18 protein-coding genes are annotated in these 20,250 nt (G+C 71.8%); 11 read left to right on the top strand and 7 right to left on the bottom strand.

The window, feature by feature from the left end; all coding sequences use genetic code 11:
* The first annotated feature begins 27 nt into the window (after positions 1-27).
* Both ACWD3E_RS17805 and ACWD3E_RS17800 read left to right on the top strand, forming a co-directional pair.
* The gene (locus ACWD3E_RS17805) at positions 28-1,347 is read left to right on the top strand and encodes a PP2C family protein-serine/threonine phosphatase (RefSeq protein ID WP_451388593.1); all 1,320 of its coding nucleotides are present in this window, start codon (positions 28-30) and stop codon (positions 1,345-1,347) included.
* A gap of 90 nt (positions 1,348-1,437) precedes the next feature.
* Positions 1,438-3,792 (top strand): hypothetical protein, encoded by a 2,355-nt coding sequence (locus ACWD3E_RS17800; protein WP_451388470.1) that lies wholly within the window; start codon positions 1,438-1,440, stop codon positions 3,790-3,792.
* A 13-nt stretch (positions 3,793-3,805) separates the two neighbouring features.
* Here the strand turns inward: ACWD3E_RS17800 and ACWD3E_RS17795 are convergent, their stop codons facing one another.
* Positions 3,806-5,125, bottom strand: a complete 1,320-nt coding sequence (locus ACWD3E_RS17795) for a hypothetical protein (protein WP_451388469.1) — start codon at positions 5,123-5,125, stop codon at positions 3,806-3,808.
* A gap of 14 nt (positions 5,126-5,139) precedes the next feature.
* Entirely contained in the window at positions 5,140-5,538 is a 399-nt protein-coding gene (locus ACWD3E_RS17790; RefSeq protein WP_451388468.1) for a hypothetical protein, read from the bottom strand.
* 158 nt (positions 5,539-5,696) lie between these two features.
* Here ACWD3E_RS17790 and ACWD3E_RS17785 point away from each other — a divergent pair, with 158 nt between their 5' ends.
* The 4 genes from ACWD3E_RS17785 to ACWD3E_RS17770 all read left to right on the top strand — a co-directional run bounded on the left by ACWD3E_RS17785 (position 5,697) and on the right by ACWD3E_RS17770 (position 9,172).
* Positions 5,697-6,821 carry an ABC transporter ATP-binding protein gene (locus tag ACWD3E_RS17785; RefSeq protein WP_451388467.1) on the top strand — a complete coding sequence of 375 codons (1,125 nt, stop codon included), beginning with the start codon at positions 5,697-5,699 and terminating at the stop codon, positions 6,819-6,821.
* Positions 6,818-7,471 (top strand): ABC transporter permease, encoded by a 654-nt coding sequence (locus ACWD3E_RS17780; RefSeq protein ID WP_451388466.1) that lies wholly within the window; start codon positions 6,818-6,820, stop codon positions 7,469-7,471. Before ACWD3E_RS17785 ends, ACWD3E_RS17780 begins: the two co-directional genes overlap by 4 nt.
* Positions 7,468-8,136, top strand: a complete 669-nt coding sequence (locus ACWD3E_RS17775; protein ID WP_451388465.1) for an ABC transporter permease — start codon at positions 7,468-7,470, stop codon at positions 8,134-8,136. Before ACWD3E_RS17780 ends, ACWD3E_RS17775 begins: the two co-directional genes overlap by 4 nt.
* Positions 8,137-8,251: 115 nt before the next feature.
* Positions 8,252-9,172, top strand: a complete 921-nt coding sequence (locus ACWD3E_RS17770; RefSeq protein ID WP_451388464.1) for an ABC transporter substrate-binding protein — start codon at positions 8,252-8,254, stop codon at positions 9,170-9,172.
* A gap of 29 nt (positions 9,173-9,201) precedes the next feature.
* Here the strand turns inward: ACWD3E_RS17770 and ACWD3E_RS17765 are convergent, their stop codons facing one another.
* Positions 9,202-9,666: a DUF6114 domain-containing protein gene (locus ACWD3E_RS17765; protein ID WP_451388463.1), complete on the bottom strand. Its 465-nt coding sequence runs from the start codon at positions 9,664-9,666 to the stop codon at positions 9,202-9,204.
* Positions 9,667-9,670: 4 nt separating this feature from the next.
* A complete protein-coding gene (locus ACWD3E_RS17760; RefSeq protein ID WP_451388592.1) occupies positions 9,671-10,378 on the bottom strand; it encodes a DUF6230 family protein in 708 nt (235 codons plus the stop codon).
* Positions 10,379-10,999: 621 nt separating this feature from the next.
* Here ACWD3E_RS17760 and ACWD3E_RS17755 point away from each other — a divergent pair.
* From ACWD3E_RS17755 to ACWD3E_RS17745, 3 genes are all read left to right on the top strand, one after another.
* A complete protein-coding gene (locus tag ACWD3E_RS17755) occupies positions 11,000-11,650 on the top strand; it encodes a Tat pathway signal sequence domain protein (RefSeq protein WP_451388462.1) in 651 nt (216 codons plus the stop codon).
* A gap of 454 nt (positions 11,651-12,104) precedes the next feature.
* Positions 12,105-12,752: a ScbR family autoregulator-binding transcription factor gene (locus ACWD3E_RS17750; RefSeq protein ID WP_451388461.1), complete on the top strand. Its 648-nt coding sequence runs from the start codon at positions 12,105-12,107 to the stop codon at positions 12,750-12,752.
* A gap of 21 nt (positions 12,753-12,773) precedes the next feature.
* Positions 12,774-13,973 (top strand): damage-control phosphatase ARMT1 family protein, encoded by a 1,200-nt coding sequence (locus ACWD3E_RS17745; protein ID WP_451388460.1) that lies wholly within the window; start codon positions 12,774-12,776, stop codon positions 13,971-13,973.
* Here ACWD3E_RS17745 and ACWD3E_RS17740 read toward each other — a convergent pair.
* Positions 13,950-15,212, bottom strand: coding sequence for a cytochrome P450 (locus tag ACWD3E_RS17740; RefSeq protein ID WP_451388459.1), 1,263 nt, complete (start codon positions 15,210-15,212; stop codon positions 13,950-13,952). The two genes, ACWD3E_RS17745 and ACWD3E_RS17740, sit on opposite strands and share 24 nt — an antisense overlap.
* The gene (locus ACWD3E_RS17735) at positions 15,209-16,027 is read right to left on the bottom strand and encodes an alpha/beta fold hydrolase (RefSeq protein WP_451388458.1); all 819 of its coding nucleotides are present in this window, start codon (positions 16,025-16,027) and stop codon (positions 15,209-15,211) included. Before ACWD3E_RS17735 ends, ACWD3E_RS17740 begins: the two co-directional genes overlap by 4 nt.
* A 201-nt stretch (positions 16,028-16,228) precedes the next feature.
* Here ACWD3E_RS17735 and cyc2 point away from each other — a divergent pair, with 201 nt between their 5' ends.
* Positions 16,229-18,391, top strand: coding sequence for a germacradienol/geosmin synthase Cyc2 (gene cyc2 / locus ACWD3E_RS17730; protein WP_451388457.1), 2,163 nt, complete (start codon positions 16,229-16,231; stop codon positions 18,389-18,391).
* Positions 18,392-18,551: 160 nt separating this feature from the next.
* On the opposite strand, the gene ACWD3E_RS17725 is transcribed toward cyc2, so the two are convergent.
* A complete protein-coding gene (locus tag ACWD3E_RS17725; RefSeq protein WP_451388456.1) occupies positions 18,552-19,274 on the bottom strand; it encodes a CTP synthase C-terminal region-related (seleno)protein in 723 nt (240 codons plus the stop codon).
* Positions 19,275-19,368: 94 nt separating this feature from the next.
* On the opposite strand from ACWD3E_RS17725, the gene ACWD3E_RS17720 reads away from it, so the two are divergent.
* Entirely contained in the window at positions 19,369-20,232 is an 864-nt protein-coding gene (locus ACWD3E_RS17720; protein ID WP_451388455.1) for a LysR family transcriptional regulator, read from the top strand.
* Positions 20,233-20,250 lie beyond the last annotated feature (18 nt).

The raw sequence follows: 20,250 nt of genomic DNA, 5'->3' as shown, positions 1-20,250 counted from the left end.
GTCGCGGTTTGAGATCCTGTGAGGATGATGGGTGTGGCGCGCTGGATCCGGTCCCGACGCGGACCCCTGCGCGGGCACCTGCGCGTACCCGTGCGCGTACCTCTGCGCGGGGGCGGCCACCGGCACGAGGACGGCGCGACCGCCGACGCCGAGGAGGCCTCCGGGCAGCCGTACGCGCTGCGGGAGGCCCTGGCCGGGATCGGCACCACCCTCGACGAGTCCGTCACCTGCGCCCAGCTGACCCGGACGGCGGTGCGGCTGTTCGGCGGGGTGGCGGCCGTGATGCGCCGGACCGGGGACATGATCACCGGGTACGAGGCGATCGACGGCCACGGCGACACCGACGTGCTGCCCGACGCCCGGTGGGCCACCGCGGTGCTCCGGGAGGCCGGCGCTCCGGCACTCGACGGGTGGGCCGACCCCTGGCTGGAGCACCGGGGGGCCGGCCACGCAAGAACCGCCCTGTGCGTACCGCTGACCAGCGGGGACGACCACTACGGCGTCCTCGTATGGGTCCGGGAGCACCGGCTGTTCGCCCGTTCGGAGGCCGAGGTGCTGACCCTCCTCGCCGAGCGCGCCGCCTCCCACATCCGGCACGCCCGCACCCACGCCGAGGTCAGCCGCACCGCCGGTGACCTCCAGCGCGCCCTGCTCTCCGAACCCGGCCGGCCGCACCCCAACCTGGACGTCGCCATCCGCTACCTCCCGGCCGGCGGCAGCGTCCTCGTCGGCGGCGACTGGTGCGAGACCGTACGGCTGCACTTCGGGCGCACCCTGCTGGTCGTCGGCGACGTCATGGGCCACGGCCTGGAGGCCGCCGTCGACATGAACGCCTACCGCTCCTCCCTGCGCTACATGGCCTCCTCCGACCTGCCCCCGCACCGGGTGCTGCGCCAGATGGACGAGATCGCCTCCAGCGAGGACGACCGCAGGCCCGCGACCTGCCTGCTGGCGCGCGTCGACCCCGGACGGTCCCAGGTCGCGCTCTCCAGCGCCGGACATCTGCCGCCCCTGCTCATCACCGCCGAGGGCGAGGTCTCACTGCTGCCCGTCCCCGTCGGCCCGCCGCTCGGCACCGGATTCGGCGGGTACGAACTGGCCACCCACACCCTGCTCCCCGACCAGACCCTGGTGCTGTTCACCGACGGACTCGTGGAACACCGCGGCGAGGACATCGACGCCTCCCTCGCCCGCTTCAACGCCGTGCGCTTCACCGCGGGCAACGGTGTCGACGAGATCCTGGAGACCATCCTGGACCAGCTGGACGCCCTCCACGCCGAGGACGACGTGGCGGTCCTCGCGGCGCGCCCGCGCCTCCGCAAGGAGGACCCGTCCAGGTCGGCCTGAAATCCCCCTCTCTTTCCGGGAGTCGCTGCCTTCCGGCGCGGATGATCTCTACCGTGGTGGCGACGGAGGCGGTCGGCAGGAGGGAGTGACGTGGCAGGGGAGATCGCGGCCCTGGCCGGGGTGGGCGCGGCCAGCGTGGTGCAACTGGCCGTCAACGAGGGATTCGCGTGGACGAGAGAGCGGATCCGGGGCCTGTTCCGGACCGGCGGGGACCCGGAAGCGGGCCTGGGCGAGAGCCTGGGTGAACTGGACGGACTCCTCGACGACTTGGCGGACGCCCAGCTGAGCGCTGACGCCGAAGCGATCGGTGTCGCCGAGGAGGCGCTGACCGCCTGGTTCCAGGAACTGCTGGCCCGCCACCCGCAGGCGGAGCCCCAACTGCGCGCCCTCGTAAGCCCGTTCACCGAACACCGTCCGGCGGCCACCATCTCGTCCGCCTTCCTCCACTACGTCAACAACGAGCCCGCCTTCGCGCAGATGGACGCCCACTGGGCCCGCTGCCGCGAGGCCACCGCCGTCACCGTGTTCTTCCTGAGCGGACTGCCGGGCGTCGGCAAGCGCACCACCGCCCGCCGTTGGCTGCACACGCACGCCGACGTCTTCACCGAGGAACCGCTGTACGCCGACCTCGCCCTCACCGAGCCCGCCCACCGCGCCGACCCGGCCGCCGTCCTGGAGCGCTGGCTCGACCAGCTCGGCGTCCCGCGCGAGGACCGGCCCGCCGAAGCGGCGGACCAGGCCGGCCTCCTACGGCGGACCCTGCGCGAGCGCGGGCGCCCCGTCGCCGTACTTCTGGAGAACGTCACCTCCGCGGCCCAGCTACGGCCGCTGCTGCCCGACTCCCCGCACGCCGTCGTGCTGCTCACCGGGCAGAGCGAACCGCCCGGCCTGCACCAGGTGCTGGACGCCGAGCCGGTGCGGCTCGGACCGCTCGCCGAGAGCCACGCCCTGGACCTGCTGTGCCGGGTCAGCCGCAGCACCGAGGACCCGGAGAAGTTCCGGCCCCTGCTGTCGTACGTGGGCGGACTGCCGCTCGCGCTCCGGCTGCTCGCCGGGCACCTGCGCGCGCCCGGTCCCGGTGTCGTGGAGGACGTCCTGGACCAGCTCGCCGACCGGGCAGGCCGCCAGGAGCTGCTGACCTCGGCGGACGACTCCCTCGCCCGGGCCTTCGACCTCGGCTACGCGGGCCTCGGCGCGGGACCGGCCCGCCTGTACCGGTGCCTCGGCCTGCACCCCAGGGTGGAGGTCCAGCTCGACACGGTGTACGCGCTGCTGCCCGACCGCGACCCCGCCGCCGTCCGCCGCGACCTGCGCGCCCTGCTCGCCGCCGGTCTGGTCGAACGCTGGGGCGCGGACGCCTACTTGCTGCACCCCTACGTCCACGACCACGCCGCCGAGTGCGCCGAACGGGAGGACCTGGAGGCGGTACGCGCCGCGACCGAGCGCCGGATCGTCGTCCACTACCGGGACCTCGCCGAGCGCGCGGAGGCCGCGCTGTCCGGCCGCTGGCGCCACGACCCCATGGGCAGCTACATCACCCGACCGCAGCCCGCCCCGGGTGCCGACCCGGAACGGGACCTGGTCCGCCGCCGCGCCGCACTGCTCGCCGCCGTGCACCTGGCCGCCCGCACCGGAATGCACCAGGACGCCTGGCGGCTGTGCCAGGGGCTGTGGACGGTCCAGCTGCGCACCGCCAGCCACACCGAGTGGATCGCGTCGCGCCGGATCGGCTGGGAGTGCGCACGAGCCTCGGGCGACCGGATGGCCGAGGCGCGGATGCGGTTCGAGTGGGGCTTCGGGCATCTGGACCGGTGGAGCGTGGCCGAGGGCGACCCGGCCCGGGCCCGCGAGCACTTCACGGAGGCGCTGCGGCTGGTGGGGTACGAGGCGTGGGGCGCGGGCGGTTCGGGGGAGCCGGGCGAGGGTGAGCGGCGCACCGCCTCCAGCGCGCTGGAGGGCCTTGGCCTGCTCGAACTGAAGCTGCAGCAACCCCAGTTCGCACTCAACCGCTTCGACCAGGCCCTCGCCGCGCTGGGCGACCTCCCGCACCCGCGGGGCCGTGCGCTGCTCGCCCTGCACCGCGGCCGGGCGCTGAGCGCGCTGAACCGCCACAACGACGCCGAGCAGACCCTCGCGGAGGCCCGTGCCGAGTTCGACCGGCTGGGGGACTCCTTCAACGCCGGCAAGACCTGGCTGCGTCACGCGGAGGACCGCCACGCCTGCGGCCAACCGGAGCCGGCGCTGAATGCGTTGGACCGGGCCGCCGAGTGCCTGAGTACGGCCGGCAACGGCTACTTCCAGGCGGTGGCCCTGCTCCTGCGGGGCGACATCCTGCGCGAGCTGGGCCGCCCCGCCACCGCGGACTGGACCGCCGCCCGTGACCTCTTCGAGGAGGCCGGCAGCAGCCGCGCGGAGGAGGCACGGGCCCGCCTGGCCGCCGAGTAGGTCCTGCTACGGCTCAGGGTTCGGCGAACGGCTCTTCTGCTGGAGCCAGTTCGAGCAGGCCCGGCTCCATGCCGCTGCCCGCCCGCACCCGGAGCCGTGTACGGCCGCTCGCGCGGGCTGCCGTCGCCAGCCAGGCGTGCGCGGCGGAGGCGGCCGTGGCGAACGACCCCCACTCGGGCCTCCGCAGCCAGCGGCAGTGCAGGGTTGTTCCACCGGTGGGCAGCAACAGGCAGTCGGCGTCCGGCTCTTCCACGGCCACCAGCGCGGCGCCCGGGAAGCGGGCCGCGAGAGCGGCCCGGCTCAGCGCGTCCGGCCCGGCGAGCCGGTCCAGCGGGAGCAGCAGGACGTCGGCGGAGCGGGGCCAGCGGACGTCGGGGTCGTCCGGGTCGGCGGTGAGGTGGGCCGCGGCCAGATGCCGGTCCTGGGCGCGCTGATGGACGGCCGGGTAGCGGCACAGGGTGACCTCGGCCGGGCTGTCCGCCCGCTCCGTGACGCTCGCGGTCACGAACTTCGCCTCCTCGTACGGAAGTTGCCGTAGCGGCCGGGGAGGCGCGGGGACCGGGATCGGGCGGGTGACGGCCGGGTGGCCGGGCTCGGGCAGGGCGAGCCGGCCGTAGAACAGCCGACGCAACAGAACGGCGGCGCGGCCGGGTTCGGAGGTCACCTCGCCGGCGACCTCGGCGAGCGCGGGGTCGTACGGCTGGCTGTCGGCGGCCGAGCGGAGCTGGGGGAGGAGCGGGCGGGTGCGGTCGAGGCGGGGCAGGAGGCGGCCGAGGCGGTCCATGGGGGAGCCGGCGGCGACCGTCGCATCCTCGAACGCGCCCAGTACACAAGGAATTCCGAGGGATATACCGTAGAACGTCACCGACCCGTGGTCGCCGATGAGATGGTCGGCTGCGCACAGGGCCGCTTTCCAGGTCTCCGTCTCCGGGACCGGCAGCAGCAGACCGGAATCGACATAAGGGGCAAGCCAGTTCCGCCATTGCCAGACGCCGTGCCGGTGCCAGGCGTTGGGATGGATCGCGGCCAGGACGCGGAACTCGTCCGACGGCAGCTCCGCGAGCGCCCGCCGGATCAGATCGGTGGGCGGGGTGCCGAGCGCCGAGCCCTCGCCCCAGGTGGAGGAGACGACGAGGAGGCGCTGGCCCGGTCGCAGGCCGAGGGCGCGGCGGTAGGTCTCACGGAAGGGCAGCCCGGCGGCGAGCTGGTCGGCGCACGGGTCACCGGCGACGACGGCACGGGGCAGCGCCTGCGGGCAGCCCGCGGCCAGCCGCGCCAACTGCTCGGTGTGGGACAGCACGATGGCCGACGGCACGACCTCCCCGCCGTGCACCAGCCACTCCTCGGTCAGCCCGAAAGCCCCGGCTCCCGGCTCCCGGCTCCCGGCTCCCGGCTCCCGGCTCCCGGCTTGATTTTCTTATTATAGCCAGCGCCGTGCGGCGTTCCGATCAGAGGGAATCGGAGCTTGTGCAGACTCCCGCCCCGATTCGTCGCGATGGCAAGGTCGAAATCCTGGGTGACCGCCTCGGACCAAGGCACGTGTTTCATGCCCCGGGATTCCAGGAATTCCCACACACCCGCATCCAGCGCCGAGGATTGCGTGCAGGAGAACACGACATCGACCCTGCTGTCCCCCTCGAACAGCGCCAGCAGGTCCAACAGCCGCGTGGCGGAGGTGATGTTGTGCACGACCCCGAGCACGCGCCGCTCGGCGACCACGGTGTCCCACACCCGCCCCTGTGCCAAGACCGCCCTCCGAAGATCGCCCACCGACCCGGTGCCACACGATATCCGCGCCGTCGTGCGGATCACGCCGCTCGCCCGCCGAGGTGCCGTAACACGTGCCGTCTAGACTCTCCCGGCAACGGCTCAGGCGCTGCCAACACCGAAGGGCATTCGGCGTTTTGATACGGATAGATGCAGTCACGAAGCGGTACCCGGACGGCACGGTGGCGGTCGACGGGCTGTCGCTGGATATACCGGACCGCGCCATCACCGTCCTCGTCGGGCCCTCCGGCTGCGGCAAGACCACGACCCTGCGGATGATCAACCGGATGATCGAGCCCACCGAGGGCGGCATCCTCCTGGACGGCGTCGACATCCGGCAGCAGCCGGTCAACTCCCTGCGCCGGTCGATGGGTTACGTCATCCAGAACGCCGGTCTCTTTCAGCACCGCACCATCCTCGACAACATCGCCACCGTGCCCCGCCTGCTCGGCTGGGGCAAGCAGAAGGCACGGGCCCGTGCCGCGGAGCTGATGGAGCGGGTCGGGCTCGATCCCGCGCTCGCCAAGCGGTACCCGTACCAGCTCTCCGGCGGCCAGCAGCAGCGCGTCGGCGTGGCCCGCGCGCTCGCCGCCGACCCTCCGGTCCTGCTGATGGACGAACCGTTCTCCGCTGTCGACCCCGTCGTACGCAAGGGACTTCAGGACGAACTCCTCCGCATCCAGGAGGAGTTGGGCAAGACCATCGTCTTCGTCACCCACGACATCGACGAGGCGGTCAAGCTGGGCACGATGGTCGCGGTGCTGCGCACCGGCGGCACGCTCGCCCAGTTCGCGCCCCCCGCCGAACTGCTCAGCGCTCCCGCCGACGCCTTCGTCGAGGACTTCCTCGGTGCCGACCGCGGCATCCGCCGGCTGTCCTTCTTCCCGTCCGCCGGCCTGCAGTTGGACACCGCGCCGATGGTTTCCGTCGACGCGAGCGCCGACCGGCTCACCGCCCACACCGCCGCCCCCTACCTGCTCGTCACGGACCCCGACGGCAGGCCGCTCGGCTGGGGCGAGCCGGACCGGCTCGTCGCCGGGGAGATCGACCGGGAGCAACTACTTCCCTGTGGCCGTCCGTTCGTGCCCGGCACCGACTCGCTGCGCACCGCGCTCGACGGGGCGGTGCTCTCGCCGACCGGCTGGGCCGTGGCCGTCGACGAGGCGGGGCACGCCGTCGGCGTCGTCTCCCAGCAGACCATCGGCGAGGCGATCCGCGCCGCCCACGCGGCCGGCCGCCCGGACGCGAAGGCCGTGCGATGAACGGCTTCTTCGACCTGCCGAGCGACCTCCAGTACACGTACGTGGGCCTGATCGGCCTGCACCTGCGCGAGGCCCTGCTGCCGGTGCTGGCCGGACTGCTGCTGTCGCTGCCGGTGGCCCAGCTGTGCGTGCGGTTCCGCTGGCTCTACCCGCCCGTCCTCGGCGTCACCACCGTGCTCTACGCCATCCCCTCGCTGGCCTTCTTCGTCGTCCTCATCGACTACACCGGCCAGTCCGAGACCACGGTGATGATCCCGCTCGCCGTGTACAGCCTCGTCGTCCTGGTCCCGGCGATCGTGGACGGCGTCCGCTCGGTGCCGCCGGAGACCCTCGCCGCCGCCCAGGCCATGGGCTTCGGGGCCGTACGGCGCTATCTCCAGGTGCAGTTGCCCATCGCCGTACCCGCGATCATCGCGGGACTCAGAGTGGCGACCGTGTCGAGCATCTCTCTCGTCAGCGTCGGGATGCTCATCGGCAACCAGGGCGCCCTCGGCAACATGCTCTACGACGCGAACATCTACCACCGGCCCGAGCTCGCCGTGAACTCCGTGCTGACCACCGCGGTCCTGGCGATCCTCGCCGACGCCGCCCTGGTCCTGGTCCGCAGGCTGCTGACCCCGTGGATGCCGAGGAAGGGTGCCACCCGGTGAACGTACTGCACTACGCCCACGCCTTCTTCAGCGACGGCGCCCACTGGCACGGCTCCGACGGCATCCCCGCCCGGCTCGTCGAGCACGTCCTGTACTCCCTGGAGGCCCTCGCGATCGCCGCCGCGATCGGACTGCCCGTCGGCCTGGTCACCGGACACTACGGGCGCGGCGGCAACGCCCTTTCGCTGCTCGCCACCGCCGGGCGCGCGCTGCCCAGCTTCGGGCTGCTGGTGCTGATGTTCATCTGGATCGGGTTCGGCCTGCTGCCCGTGATGATCCCGCTGGTCGTGCTCGCCGTACCGCCCGTCCTGGTCACCACCTACGAGGCGCTCCGCTCCCTCGACCCGTCCCCGGTGGACGCGGCCCGGGGCATGGGCATGAGCGAGCCGCGGATCCTGTTCCAGGTGGAGGTGCCGGTCGCGCTCCCGCTGATCCTCGGCGGCCTGCGCACGGCGGCCGTCCAGATCGTCTCCACCGCCACCATCGCCGCCTACGTCAGCCTCGGCGGCCTCGGCCGGTTCATCATCGACGGCCTCTACCAGCGGGACTACGAGCAGGTGATCGGCGGTGCCACCCTGGTCGCGGGGCTGGCGCTGGCGACCCTCGCGGTCTTCTGGGCGGTGTCCCGGGCCGCGGTCTCACCGGGGGTGCGCAGGAGCGGATGACGGACGGGCGCGGATCCGGAACCGTTCCATCCCAAGCTCAACTGACCTTGAATCGAGGCCAATTGGTGACCTGGAACCCTTGACTGACCGAGATCTGCCCGGTTTGGATCAGTGGGTGACTTCAACGACCCACAGCAGAAGGTCCATTCGGAGGAGCCGGGGCGCGGCGGCTGTCGCCCTCGTGGCGGTGACGGCCCTGCTGACGGGCTGTTCCCAGAAGAGCGACGGCGGCGTCGTCGTCGGATCCAACAACTTCACCGAGAGCATCCTGCTCGCGGACATCTACGGCGAGGCCCTCAAGGCCCAGGGAATCAAGGTCACTTACAAGCCCAACATCGGCAGTCGCGAGACCACCTACAAACTGCTCCAGAACGGCTCCGTCTCGGTCCTGCCCGAGTACAACGGCGCCCTGCTGGCCTACCTCGACCGCAAGGCCGCCCCCAAGACCGTCGAGGAGACCACCTCCGCCATCAAGGGCAAGCTGGACGCCAAGCTGACCGTGCTGGAGCCCGCGCCCGCGCAGAACAAGGACTCGGTCACGGTCAACGCGGACACCGCGCTGAAGTACCACCTGACCAAGGCCTCCTCGATCGCCGACCTCAAGGGCGTCGCCAAGGACCTGGTCATCGGTGCCTCGCCGGAGTTCCAGGCCCGGCAGCAGGGTCTGAAGGGCCTCACGTCGGTGTACGGCCTCGACTTCAAGTCCTTCAAGGCGCTCGACGCGGGCGGCCCGCTCACCCAGGAGGCGCTGAAGAAGAACGCCGTCCAGGTCGCGGACATCTTCACCACGGACCCGACCATCGCCAAGGAGCAGTTCGTCGTCCTCCAGGACCCGCAGAACCTCTTCGGCTTCGAGAACGTCCTGCCGCTCGTCCACAAGGGCGACCTGCCCAAGAAGGGGATCGACGCGCTCAACGCCGTCTCGGCCAAGCTCGACACGACGACCCTGTTGGACCTCGACACCCAGGTGCAGACCCAGCACAAGGACCCGCTGGACGTCGCCAAGGCCTGGCTGCGGACCGCCGGGCTCGGCTGACACCGAGGCAGGACGGCTGACAGCACACCTCAGGATCCGCCGGCCACCGGGGCCTGAGCGGCCTCTGCCGCCAACTGCGTGGCCGCCGCGCGCGCCGGCCTGCGGCGTTTGCGGCGGCTCACCCGGGGTTCCTGGTCGGGGAGCCAGCCGAAGGCGAGGCAGCTGCCGATGACGCCGAAGAGGAGGCCGAGGAGGAAGCCGCCCAGGTTCGAGGTGATCCAGGTGCCCAGGGACAGCAGGACGCCGGTGATGGAGTAGAAGAGCCGCTGGGCGGGGTTGAAGAGGATCAGCAGGCCCAGCAGCAGCATGAGGCCCGGCAGCAGATACCCGGCCAGGCCCTGCATGCCGATGTGCATCACGACCTTCATCGAGGCCTTCTCGGTGAACAGGATCTCGCCGCCGCCCAGGGCCAGCAGCAGCCCGCCCCAGAACGGCCGGCGGGCCCGCCACCCGCGGAAGGCGGGCCTCAGTCCCTGACGTGGACGGTCCGGCATCGGCTCAGCAACCCGAGCCGCTGAAACGGAGCTTGAGCCCGGGCAGCTTGAACACACCAGCGGTAGTCGCGTAGTTGGTCTGCCGCAGGTTGGCGATGTGCACGGTGTCGGCCTGCTGGCTGAAGACACCGATCGGGCCCTTCGCGTTCGCCTTGTCGAGCGTGCTGGCGTCGTTGCCGATCTCGATGTTGTTGAACGCCGCGTCGCCCGACAGCTCGGTCGAGTCGGTGGTGAGGTCGCTCGCGGTCACCTTCCTGTCGCCGCTGCCCGCGGTGATCAGCAGGTTGGTGCCGCCGAGGTCGACGCTCTGGCACAGCTTGGTGAGAGTGGCGTTCTTGATCGCGGAGGTGACGATCAGCACCTGTCCGCCGGTGTCCCCGGCGTTGGGGCTGCCGTCCGCCATGTTGTCGAGCCCGCCGAACTGCTCGAAACCGGTGCCTTGGAGGTCGGTCGCGGTGACGGTGAACGGCATGCCGGAGATCGCGAACTGCACGCCGAGCGCGCCCTGCGCGGTCAGGACCGCGAGGCCCGCGGCGACCAGCGTGGCGGGCACCGCCATCACCGCGGCCCGGCGCGCCCGGACCCGTCCGCGTCTTACGCCGCCGGCGGTGGCGGCCCCGGACTCGGAGGCTCTCAGGGCTTCGGACGCTGCATCGCTGTCCGGGGTGTCGGGGGTGTTGCCGGTGGACGGGACGTCCGAGGACGAGGCCATGTCTGCTCCCATGGGCATAGGTCAATGCGGGTTGGGCTTCAGTGGCGCGAATGTCCTGGCGCGGACTGCGGCTGTCGCGCACGCCCCCTCACAACTCCCGGTGGATGCAAAGGGATTCAGGTTACGCGACAGTAGCCTTCAGGAAGTTACCGCCGGTTACTTTGAGGGGTCAAGGGAGTTGTGGAAAAAGGGTGCGGGATATGCGCGAGCGGCATCTTCTTGCATCAACTCGCCTTACAGTCCTTGACGCTGATGGTTGATCAGGTCTACAACTCTCCCTGTTTCACCGGATCCGTGGCGCCGGATCCGCCGAGCGGCACCGGCCGCTTTCCCGGCCCTCTTGCAGCAACCGCTCCGCGTTTCCAGCTACCGCTCCGCATCGGCTCGGCTTCGGCACGGTCGCCACGGTCGCGTTTCCCCGGCGGCCCCCGTCCGGCCGCCCCTTTCGTCCGGCCCTGCCGCCGGCCCTCCTCCGGAGACCTGCGGCAGGTGTCCGGTCTGCCGTCGCCGCCCATCCCGTCGCGCACGGAGAAGGCGTCACGGGCCGGCGACGACGGCATCGCACGCAAGCCCGCCACCCCCCACTCACTTCACCCCACCTCAGAAGAGAGAGGCACCCGCATGCGTACGCGTTCCTTACTCGTCCTCGCCGCAACCGCCGGCGCGCTCGCGCTCACCGTGGCCACCCCCGCCTCGGCGGCGAGCGCGGTCCTCACCACCGGCAGCGTCGGCGGCACCGCCGTCGCGGTCGGCGCCAGTGTCACCGCACCGCTGGCCACCGGCACCTCGGCGACGTTCTACTCCAGCCCGACCGGCACCAGCGGCATCAAGTGCACCAAGTCCCAGTTCACCGCGACCGTCACGAGCAACCCGACGGCGCCCGGCACCGCCACCGAGTCGGTCACCGCGCACACCTTCGACCCCGCCTCGTGCACGAGTAACGTGACCGGCGTGACCGGCGTCAACGGCATCACGATCGACCACCTGCCCTACGGCGCGACGGTCGCCTCCGACGGCACCCTCAAGGTCACGCCGCCCGCCGGCTCCAGCATCCAGGCCACGGTCTCGCTGCGCACTCTGCTGGGCACCGTCACCTGCGTCTACCAGGGGTCGGGCCTGAACGGCACCGCCGGCAACGCCGACGGCAGCATCACCTTCTCCAACCAGCAGTTCAACAAGACCTCGGGTTCGTCGCTGTGCTTCGCCAGCGCCTACTTCAGCGCCAAGTACGCCCCCGTCACCACCGGCGGCGCTCAGGTCTACGTCAACTGAGTGCCGTAACAGCAGCGTCCAGCTCCTGAGCTGACAGAACACCGCGCCGGACACGACCAGTTCGTGTCCGGCGTCCTGCTGTTCTGGAGCGTTATTGTGCGTTTTGCAGTGTTCTGTGGCCAGGATCGCGAGAAACCGACTGGTAAGTTGGTTTCGTGATCGCCTGCGGCCCGTCGGGAAGTGGATCCTCGGCCCCGCGCAGAGGCCCTCACGGATGCGGAGCGCTGCCGCCCGAGGGCTTCCGGAACCGGTCAAGTCCTGAGGCGGCAGCGGGTTCTGACGCCGTCCACTTGTGGATCTTTGCTCGTGAGCGGGTGTCGCGTACGCCACGGTGCATCGTTGTCATGGATTCCGGCACCGGGAACCCCTCCTGCCGTTCGGTGAGTTATCGTATGCGAGGGGTTAAAACAAACCGCATGTCCCGTCGGTTGATGTCGCGAGGAGGGGTCCGATCATGGCGAGGCAGTTGCGCGCTGAGCAGACCCGGGCAACGATCATCACGGCCGCCGCCGATCTGTTCGACCGGCACGGCTACGAATCCACCAGCCTGAGCGACATCGTCGGCCACGCGAAGATCACCAAGGGCGCCCTGTACTTCCACTTCGCGGCCAAGGAGGACCTGGCGCGCGCCATCCTGCAGCTGCACGCCGAAGCCGCGCAGCGGGTGGTGGCCGAGGCCGAGTGCCGTGGCTGCTCCGCGCTGGAGTCCCTGATGCGCACCACCTTCGGGATCGCCCGGCTCGCCGTGGACGACCCGGTGCCGCGCGCCGGACTCCGCCTGGCCGCCGCGGACATCGCCGTGAAGCCGGACGTGACGCATCCCTTCCTCGAGTGGCTGGAATTCGCCACACGGAAACTGAGGGCCGCCGTGAAGGAGGCCGACGTGCACTCCGACATCGACACGGGCGCCGTCGCCCATTCCCTCGTCTGCTTCTTCATAGGCACCCGCGTGGCCGGCCGCACCGTCGAGCCGGTCGGCCGGCTGCCCCGCAGGGTTGCCGAGATGTGGCATCTGATGATCCGCGGTGTGGTTCCGGTGCCCCGCCGCCCCCGCTATCTGACGCTCGCCACGCAGCTGGAGCGGGAGACCAGAGCCGCCTGACTCGCGCGATACGGTGACGGCATGCCCGACGCCCTCCTCGCGCCCGAGATCTTCGGCAACGAGCCCGGCTCCTTCCCGTACAGCGTGCTGGCCGAGCGGCACCCCGCGATCATCCGGCAGGTGAGGGACGCCTTCCCGTACGGCCCCACACAGTACGGCGCGCTCGACGCGCTGCTCGAAAGCTGCACCGACGGCGTGATCGAGCCCCTTGCCGACGACGAGCCCGACCGGGACCACTGGCGCGACTGGGGCCTGGACGGCTACGTCGGACGGTCCTGGTTCGACGTGCCCTGGCTGTGGTCCGAGAGCTACTTCTACCGCCGGCTGCTGGACGCCGTGGGGTACTTCGGGCCGGGCGCCTGGCAGGGCATCGACCCGTTCCGCCCGTTCAAACGGGCCGAACTCGACGCCCCGGAGACCGACGAGGAACTCGCCGCGCTCGACGAACTGCGGGACCGGCCGGAGCGCGAGCGCGCCCGCGCCCTGCTGCACGGCTCGCTGTGGGGCAACCGCGCGGACCTCGGCTTCCGGCTCTCCGCCGTCGGCGCCGAGGCGGGGGAGCCGGTCCCCGGACTGGTCGCCGACGACAGCGAGACCCTGTGGTCCCTGCTGCCGCCCGCCGGCACCGGCACGCTCTGCCTCGTCGCGGACAACGCGGGCCGGGAACTCATCCCCGACCTGCTCCTGATCGCCCACCTCCTCGCCGAGGGGCGGATCGCGCGCGCGGTGCTGCACATCAAGCCGTACCCGTACTACGTCTCCGACGCCACGACCGCCGACGTGATCGACGCCCTGCACCGGATCCGGGCCGCGCCCGGCGCCGCCGCCGAGTACGGGCGCCTTCTCTGGGCGGCGACGGCCGACGGCCGCCTCACCCTGCGCGCCCACCCCTTCTCCTGCGCCCCGCTGCCGTACGCCGAGTTGCCCGACGATCTGCGCGCCGAGTTCGGCTCGGCCGCCTTGACCGTCGTCAAGGGCGACCTCAACTACCGCCGCCTGGTGGGCGACCGGATGTGGCCGCCCACCACCTCCTTCCAGTGGGCGACCGCCTGCTTCCCCGGCCCGGTCGCCGCCCTGCGCACCCTGAAGTCCGACGTCGTCACCGGCCTGTCCGCGGACACCGAGGCCGCCCTGGCCGCGGCGGAAGGGCAGGGCTGGCGTACGTCGGGCACGCACGCGCTGATCCAGGTGAGCCCGTCAAGCGAGGTGCAGGGGCAGTGACTTGAGGCCGTTGATGAAGTTCGACACGAGCCGTCCGGGCGGCCCGGCGAGCCGTGGTGCGGGCAGCACGCGCAGCGCCTCCTCGTAGAGCAGCCGCAGTTGCAGCCGGGCGAAGTGCGCGCCCAGGCAGACATGCGGGCCGTCCCCGAAGGAGACGTGCGGGTTGGGTGTGCGGGCGAGGTCGAGCCGGCCGGGGCCGGTGAAGACGCGCTCGTCCCGGTTGGCGGAGGCGTGGAACACCACCACTTTGTCGCCCGCCCGGATCCGCTGCCCCGTCAGCTCGGTGTCACGCTCGGCCGTCCGGCGGAAGGTCAGCACCGGCGGATGCCAGCGCAGCAGCTCGTCGACCGCGGACGGTATGCCGACCTTGCCGGCGTGCAGCAGCTCGTACGCCTCCGGGTGCTCCGCCAGTGTCAGCAGCCCGCCGGGTGCCGCGCTGCGCACGGTGTCGTTGCCGGCGATCGTGAGCAGGAAGAAGAACATCTCCAGCTCGCCCTCGGCGAGTTCGGGGTCCTGGGCGAGGGTCGTCATGATGTCGTCGGCGGGATATTGTCGTTTGTATACACTCAACTGTCGGGCGTAGGCGAACATATCGGCCAACATCGCCGGCGAACGCGGGTTGACCGGCTCACCCGCCTCGTCCAGCACCGGGGTACCGGCCTCGTCCGGGTCCTGGTAGCCGATGACCCGGTGCGTCCAGTCCAGCAGCAGCCGCCGGTCGCTGTCCGGAACGCCCAGCAAGTCGGTCAGGTTGAGCAGGGCGTACTCATCGGTCACGGCGGCCACCAGATCGGCCGTGCCGTCGCCCGCGCGTGCCTGAGCGAGTGCCCCTGCCAGCAGCGTGCGCGCCCGCTCGCGCGCGACGTCCGCGAACCGGTCGATGCGGCCGGGCGTGAACGCCCGGCTCACCAGCCGCCGCAACCGCCCGTGGTGCGGCTGATCCTGATTGAGCATCATGCGGCCGATGAACGGCAGATCGTCCGGATCGGGGTCCCGGATCTGGGTCGCGCCCAGGTGCGAGGAGTACGTCGCCGAGTCCTTGAGCACGCGTACGACGTCGGCGTGCCGGGTCACCGCCCAGAACCCGGGCCCGGCCGGCCAGCCGAGCACCTCTGGCTCCTCCTGCCAGGCCACCGGATGGTGGTCGCGCAGCACGCGGTAGTCGGCGTACGGCACCCCGGCCGCGTACCGGCGCGGGTCGAAGACGTCCGGCACCGGCGGGACCTCGCGCACGCTCACGCCTGTTCGCCCTCGGCCGCTTCGGCCGCCTGGGCCGCCTCGCCCGGCTCGTCCGTGCGCAGGAAGTCCTCCACGGTGCAAATCAGCTCCAGCGGGGTCTCGTCCATGGCGTAGTGCCCGGCGCCGGGCAGCGCGCTGAGCTGCGCGCGCGGGTACCAGGACAGCCAGGTCTGCCGCATGACCGCCGGCGACAGCGCCGGATCCAGTTCACCGGCCACGGCCAGCGCCGGGACCTCGCTGCCCTCGACGTCGGAGCGGAAGTCGTCACCCGCCCAGGAGTCGAGCCAGGCCCGGAACGCCTTCGCGTCGCTGCGCTCCAGCGAGCGCGCGACCATCCGGTCGAGCCAGGCGGCGGGCCGGCGGTTCCCGGTGGTGAAGTCGATGATCGCGCGCCGGTTCTCCGGCCGGTGCGCCGCGTCCGTGAACAGCGCGGCCTGCTCGCCGGCCAGCGGCATCCCCGAGGCGGGCACGGGGGAGACGCCCACGATCCGGCGCAGCCGGTGCGGGGCGAGGCGGAGCAGCCGCTGCGCCACCGCGCCACCCATGGAGTGCCCGATCACCGAGAACCGCTCCCAGCCCAGCCGGTCGGCCAGCTCCACCAGGTCCACGGCCGCCTCTGCCGTCGTGAAGGAGCCCGCCGTGTCCCGGGCCTCGCCGTAGCCGCGCAGGTCGACCAGCGCGTAGGTGAAGGCGGTGCGGTCGAGGTCCGGCAGTACAGCGGCGTAGGCGGTCCGGTCGGCGAACCAGCCGTGCACGGCGAACACCTTGTGGGCGCCGTCGCCGTGCACCTCATGGGGCAGCACGAAGGAGGTCATGCGCATACGTTGGCCCGCGCGCGGGGGCTCGGCAAGAGCCCGGAGGAGGGTACGAGCGCGGAGGAGGGTACGAGCGCTGCTGTGTGCGTCAACGCCACACATTCAGAAGGGAGTTCCCGGTTTCGCTCCCGGTTCACGCGATGGTGTGATCATGTCCCGCGTCGGGGATGGGGGTCCGAGGGCACGGGTAGGGCCCCGCCCATGACGCAGCCGTTCGAACTCCCGCACTTCTACATGCCGTATCCCGCGCGGCTCAACCCGCATCTGGACGAGGCCCGCGCCCACTCGACGGCGTGGGCGCGCGAGATGGGCATGCTGGAGGGCTCCGGGATCTGGGACCAGGCCGACCTCGAAGCGCACGACTACGGGCTCCTGTGCTCCTACACCCACCCCGACTGCGACGGACCCGCCCTCTCGCTGATCACCGACTGGTACGTGTGGGTGTTCTTCTTCGACGACCACTTCCTCGACATGTTCAAGCGCACCCAGGACCGCGCCGCCGGCAAGGCCCACCTCGACCGCCTCCCGCTGTTCATGCCCCTGGATCTCGCAACTCCCGTACCGGAACCGGAGAACCCCGTCGAGGCGGGACTGAAGGACCTGTGGCAGCGCACGGTGCCGGCGATGTCAGTGGACTGGCGCCGCCGGTTCGCCGTCGCCACCGAGCACCTGCTCAACGAGTCCCTGTGGGAGCTGTCCAACATCAACGAGGGCCGGATCGCCAACCCGGTCGAGTACATCGAGATGCGCCGCAAGGTGGGCGGCGCCCCCTGGTCGGCGGGGCTCGTGGAGTACGCCACCGCCGAGGTGCCCGCAGCCGTCGCCGGCACCCGGCCGCTCCGGGTGCTCATGGAGACGTTCTCCGATGCGGTCCACCTGCGCAACGACCTGTTCTCCTACCAGCGCGAGGTCGAGGACGAGGGCGAGAACAGCAACGGCGTGCTCGTGCTGGAGAAGTTCTTCGGCTGCACCACCCAGGAGGCCGCCGACACCGTCAACGACGTCCTCACCTCCCGGCTGCACCAGTTCGAGCACACCGCGCTCACCGAAGTGCCCGCCGTCGCCCTGGAGCGGGGCCTCGGCCCGGCCGAGGCCGCGGCGGTCGCCGCCTACACCAAGGGACTTCAGGACTGGCAGTCCGGCGGCCACGAATGGCACCTGCGCTCCAGCCGCTACATGAACCAGGGCGCCCGTGCGAGCTCGCCCTGGCAGATCCCGAGCGGCCCCGGACTGTCCGCCGCCGACATCGGCGCGCTGCTCGCCACAGCCGCGCAGCAACGACTGCGCGCCCACTCCCACGTGCCGTACCAGAAGGTCGGCCCCTCCCGGCTGCCCGACTTCCACATGCCCTTCAGGCTGGAGCTGAGCCCCCACCTCGACGACGCCCGCGCGAACCTCCTGGCGTGGTCGCACCGGATCGGCATCCTCCAGGAGGGCGTCTGGGACGAGGACAAGCTCGCCGCCGCCGACCTCGCGCTCTGCTCCGCCGGTCTGGACCCGGACGCCACCTGCGAGGCCCTCGGCCTCAGCGCGCAGTGGCTCGCCTGGGGGACCTACGGTGATGACTACTACCCGCTGGTGTACGGACACCGGCGCGACCTCGCCGCCGCCCGGCTGACCACCGAGCGGCTGTCGCGGTGCATGCCCGTCGAGGGCGAGCCGCCCCTCGTGCCCGTCAACGCCATGGAACGCGGGCTGATCGACCTGTGGGCGCGCACGACCGCCGGGATGAGCGCCGACCAGCGGCGCACCCTGAAGGCGGCCGTGGACACCATGACCGAGAGCTGGGTGTGGGAACTCTCCAACCAGCTGCAGAACCGTGTCCCCGACCCCGTGGACTACCTGGAGATGCGGCGCTCGACCTTCGGTTCCGACCTCACCCTGAGCCTCGCCCGGACGGGCCAGGGCCCGGCGATCCCGCCCGAGGTGTACCGCAGCGGGCCGGTGCGCTCCCTGGAGAACGCCGCGATGGACTACGCCTGCCTGCTCAACGACGTCTTCTCGTACCAGAAGGAGATCGAGTACGAGGGCGAGATCCACAACGCCATCCTCGTCGTGCAGAACTTCTTCGGCGTGGACTACCCGGCCGCGCTCGCCGTCGTCCACGATCTGATGACCCAGCGCATGGAGCAGTTCGAGCACGTCATCGCCAACGAACTGCCGGTCCTCTACGACGACTTCGCGCTGCCGGCCAAGGCGCGCGCCGCTCTGGCCGGCTATGTCGCCGACCTGCAGAACTGGCTGGCGGGCATCCTGAACTGGCACCGCAACGTCGACCGCTACAGGGCCGAGTGGCTCGGCCGCCGCTCGCACGGCTTCCTGCCCGACCGCGCCCCCGCCGTTCCGGTGCCGGCACTCGGCTGACCGGAGTCGCCAGTTGCCCGGTCCGCCCGTACTCCGTCCCGGTGAGGAGTAGCTGGTGACCCACCTGCACGGCGCCAGGACGGGCGGCGGCAACGACGGCTGGACCGGGAACACCATCATCAGCGGCGACGCCCAGGGCACTCCGGCCACAGCATGCAGGTCACACGGCCTGAACCGCCCGCGCCGCCGCATGCCCGGCCGCCGCTCGCGCCAGTGCCCGTACGACAGGGTGCGGGCGCGAGCCGTCGCCGGCCAGCTCCGGCTGGAACAGCGTGGCCAGGAAGAAGGGATGGCCCGGCAGTTCGGCGACCCGGACCTGCCCGTCCTCGTCGTGCCCGGAGAACCGCAGCCCGTGTGCACTCAGTGTGTCGAGGTGGCGTGAGGGGCCGTACGCGCAGAAGTACCGTTCGACCGTGCGCGCCGAGCCGATGACGGACTCCGCGAGCGAACCCGGTTCCAGGACCACCGCGGCCTCGTGGCCCACCAGGGAACAGGCGAGCGCCTCGATGAGCGGCTCCTCGGCGCCCGGGTCGTTCTCGGCGTGCGCCGCCCGGGTCAGCCCACACACGTTCCGGGCGTACTCCAGCAGCGCGTGCTGGAAGCCGCCGCACGTGCCCAGGAACGGGATGCCCTCCTCCCGCGCGGTCCGGACGGCCGTGAGCACTCCTGCCTCGCTGTGGTACGGACTGCCCGGCAGCACCCACACGGCGTCGAAGCCGCGTACCGCGCCCTCCGCCTCCGCGTCCTCGGTCGGGATCCAGTAGGCGTCCAGCACGAGGCGGTCGCGTTCGGCGAGGGCGTCCAGCAGCAGCGGGATCCGGGTGTGCGACACGACGTTCGGGGAGCGGTCCCCGACCAGGGCGATGGTGGCGGTGTTCGTCATGGCCCTCATCCTCCGCGGGCCCCCGCGTTCACGTCCAACGATGATTCCTGGACTGTTGATAAGCGTTGCTGATGCACATGGGATCCTCGTCCGCATGGACCCGCACCTGCTGCGCACGTACGTCACCGTCGCCCGCCTCGCCTCCTTCTCGGAGGCCGCGCGCGAGCTGGGCTACACCCAGTCCGCGGTGTCCCAGCACATCGCCGCGCTCGAACAGGACCTGGGCGCACCGCTGCTGACCCGGCGGCCGGTCGCGCCCACGGCAGCCGGAGAGCGGCTCCTGGAGCACGCGGGGCCGCTGCTGCTGCGCCTGGACGCGGCCCGCGCCGACGTCGTCCGCATGGCCGCCGCACCGCCCCACGGTCTCACCCTCGCCACCACGCCGACCGCGCTCGCCGCGCACGTCCTCGCCGCCCTCCCGCGGGCCGGGGTGACCCTGCGCGTCCTCGCCCGCGACGAGATCCCGGCCGCCGTCGCCACCGGCACCGCCGACCTCGGACTCGTCGACGGGCTGGCCGCGCCCAGCGATCCGCTGCGGCTGCCCGACGTGGCACCGCTGACCACGCACGGCGTCGCCGAGGCACCCGTCAGCGTGCTGCTGCCCGCCGGACACCCCCTCGCCGCCCGGCCGGGCCTGCGCCTCGGCGACCTCGCCGACGCCCGCTGGCTGGACGCCCCCGACGTGGCCCTCCCGCTCGCCCACCTGCGCGTGGCGGGTGGCGGCGGCGCCTTCCGCCCCGGACTGCGCTACGAGGGCACCGACGTGCGCACCCTCACCGCCCTCGCCGCGGCCGGGCACGGCCTCACCCTGCTGCCGCACACCACGGCCACCGGCGTCCCGGGCACGGCCGCCGTCCCGCTCACCGCACCGCGCCTGGTGCACCGCACGGAACTCGTGTACGGCGGCACGCCCGCCGGAGCCGCGGCGGAAGTGGTGCGCCGGCTGACCGGCGGCTGAGCCCCCGTCCTCATGGCT

The organism is Streptomyces sp. NPDC002676, from assembly GCF_053592455.1.
Note: the sequence above shows the minus strand (reverse complement) of the source record. Positions and strands in the feature narration are given on the sequence as shown.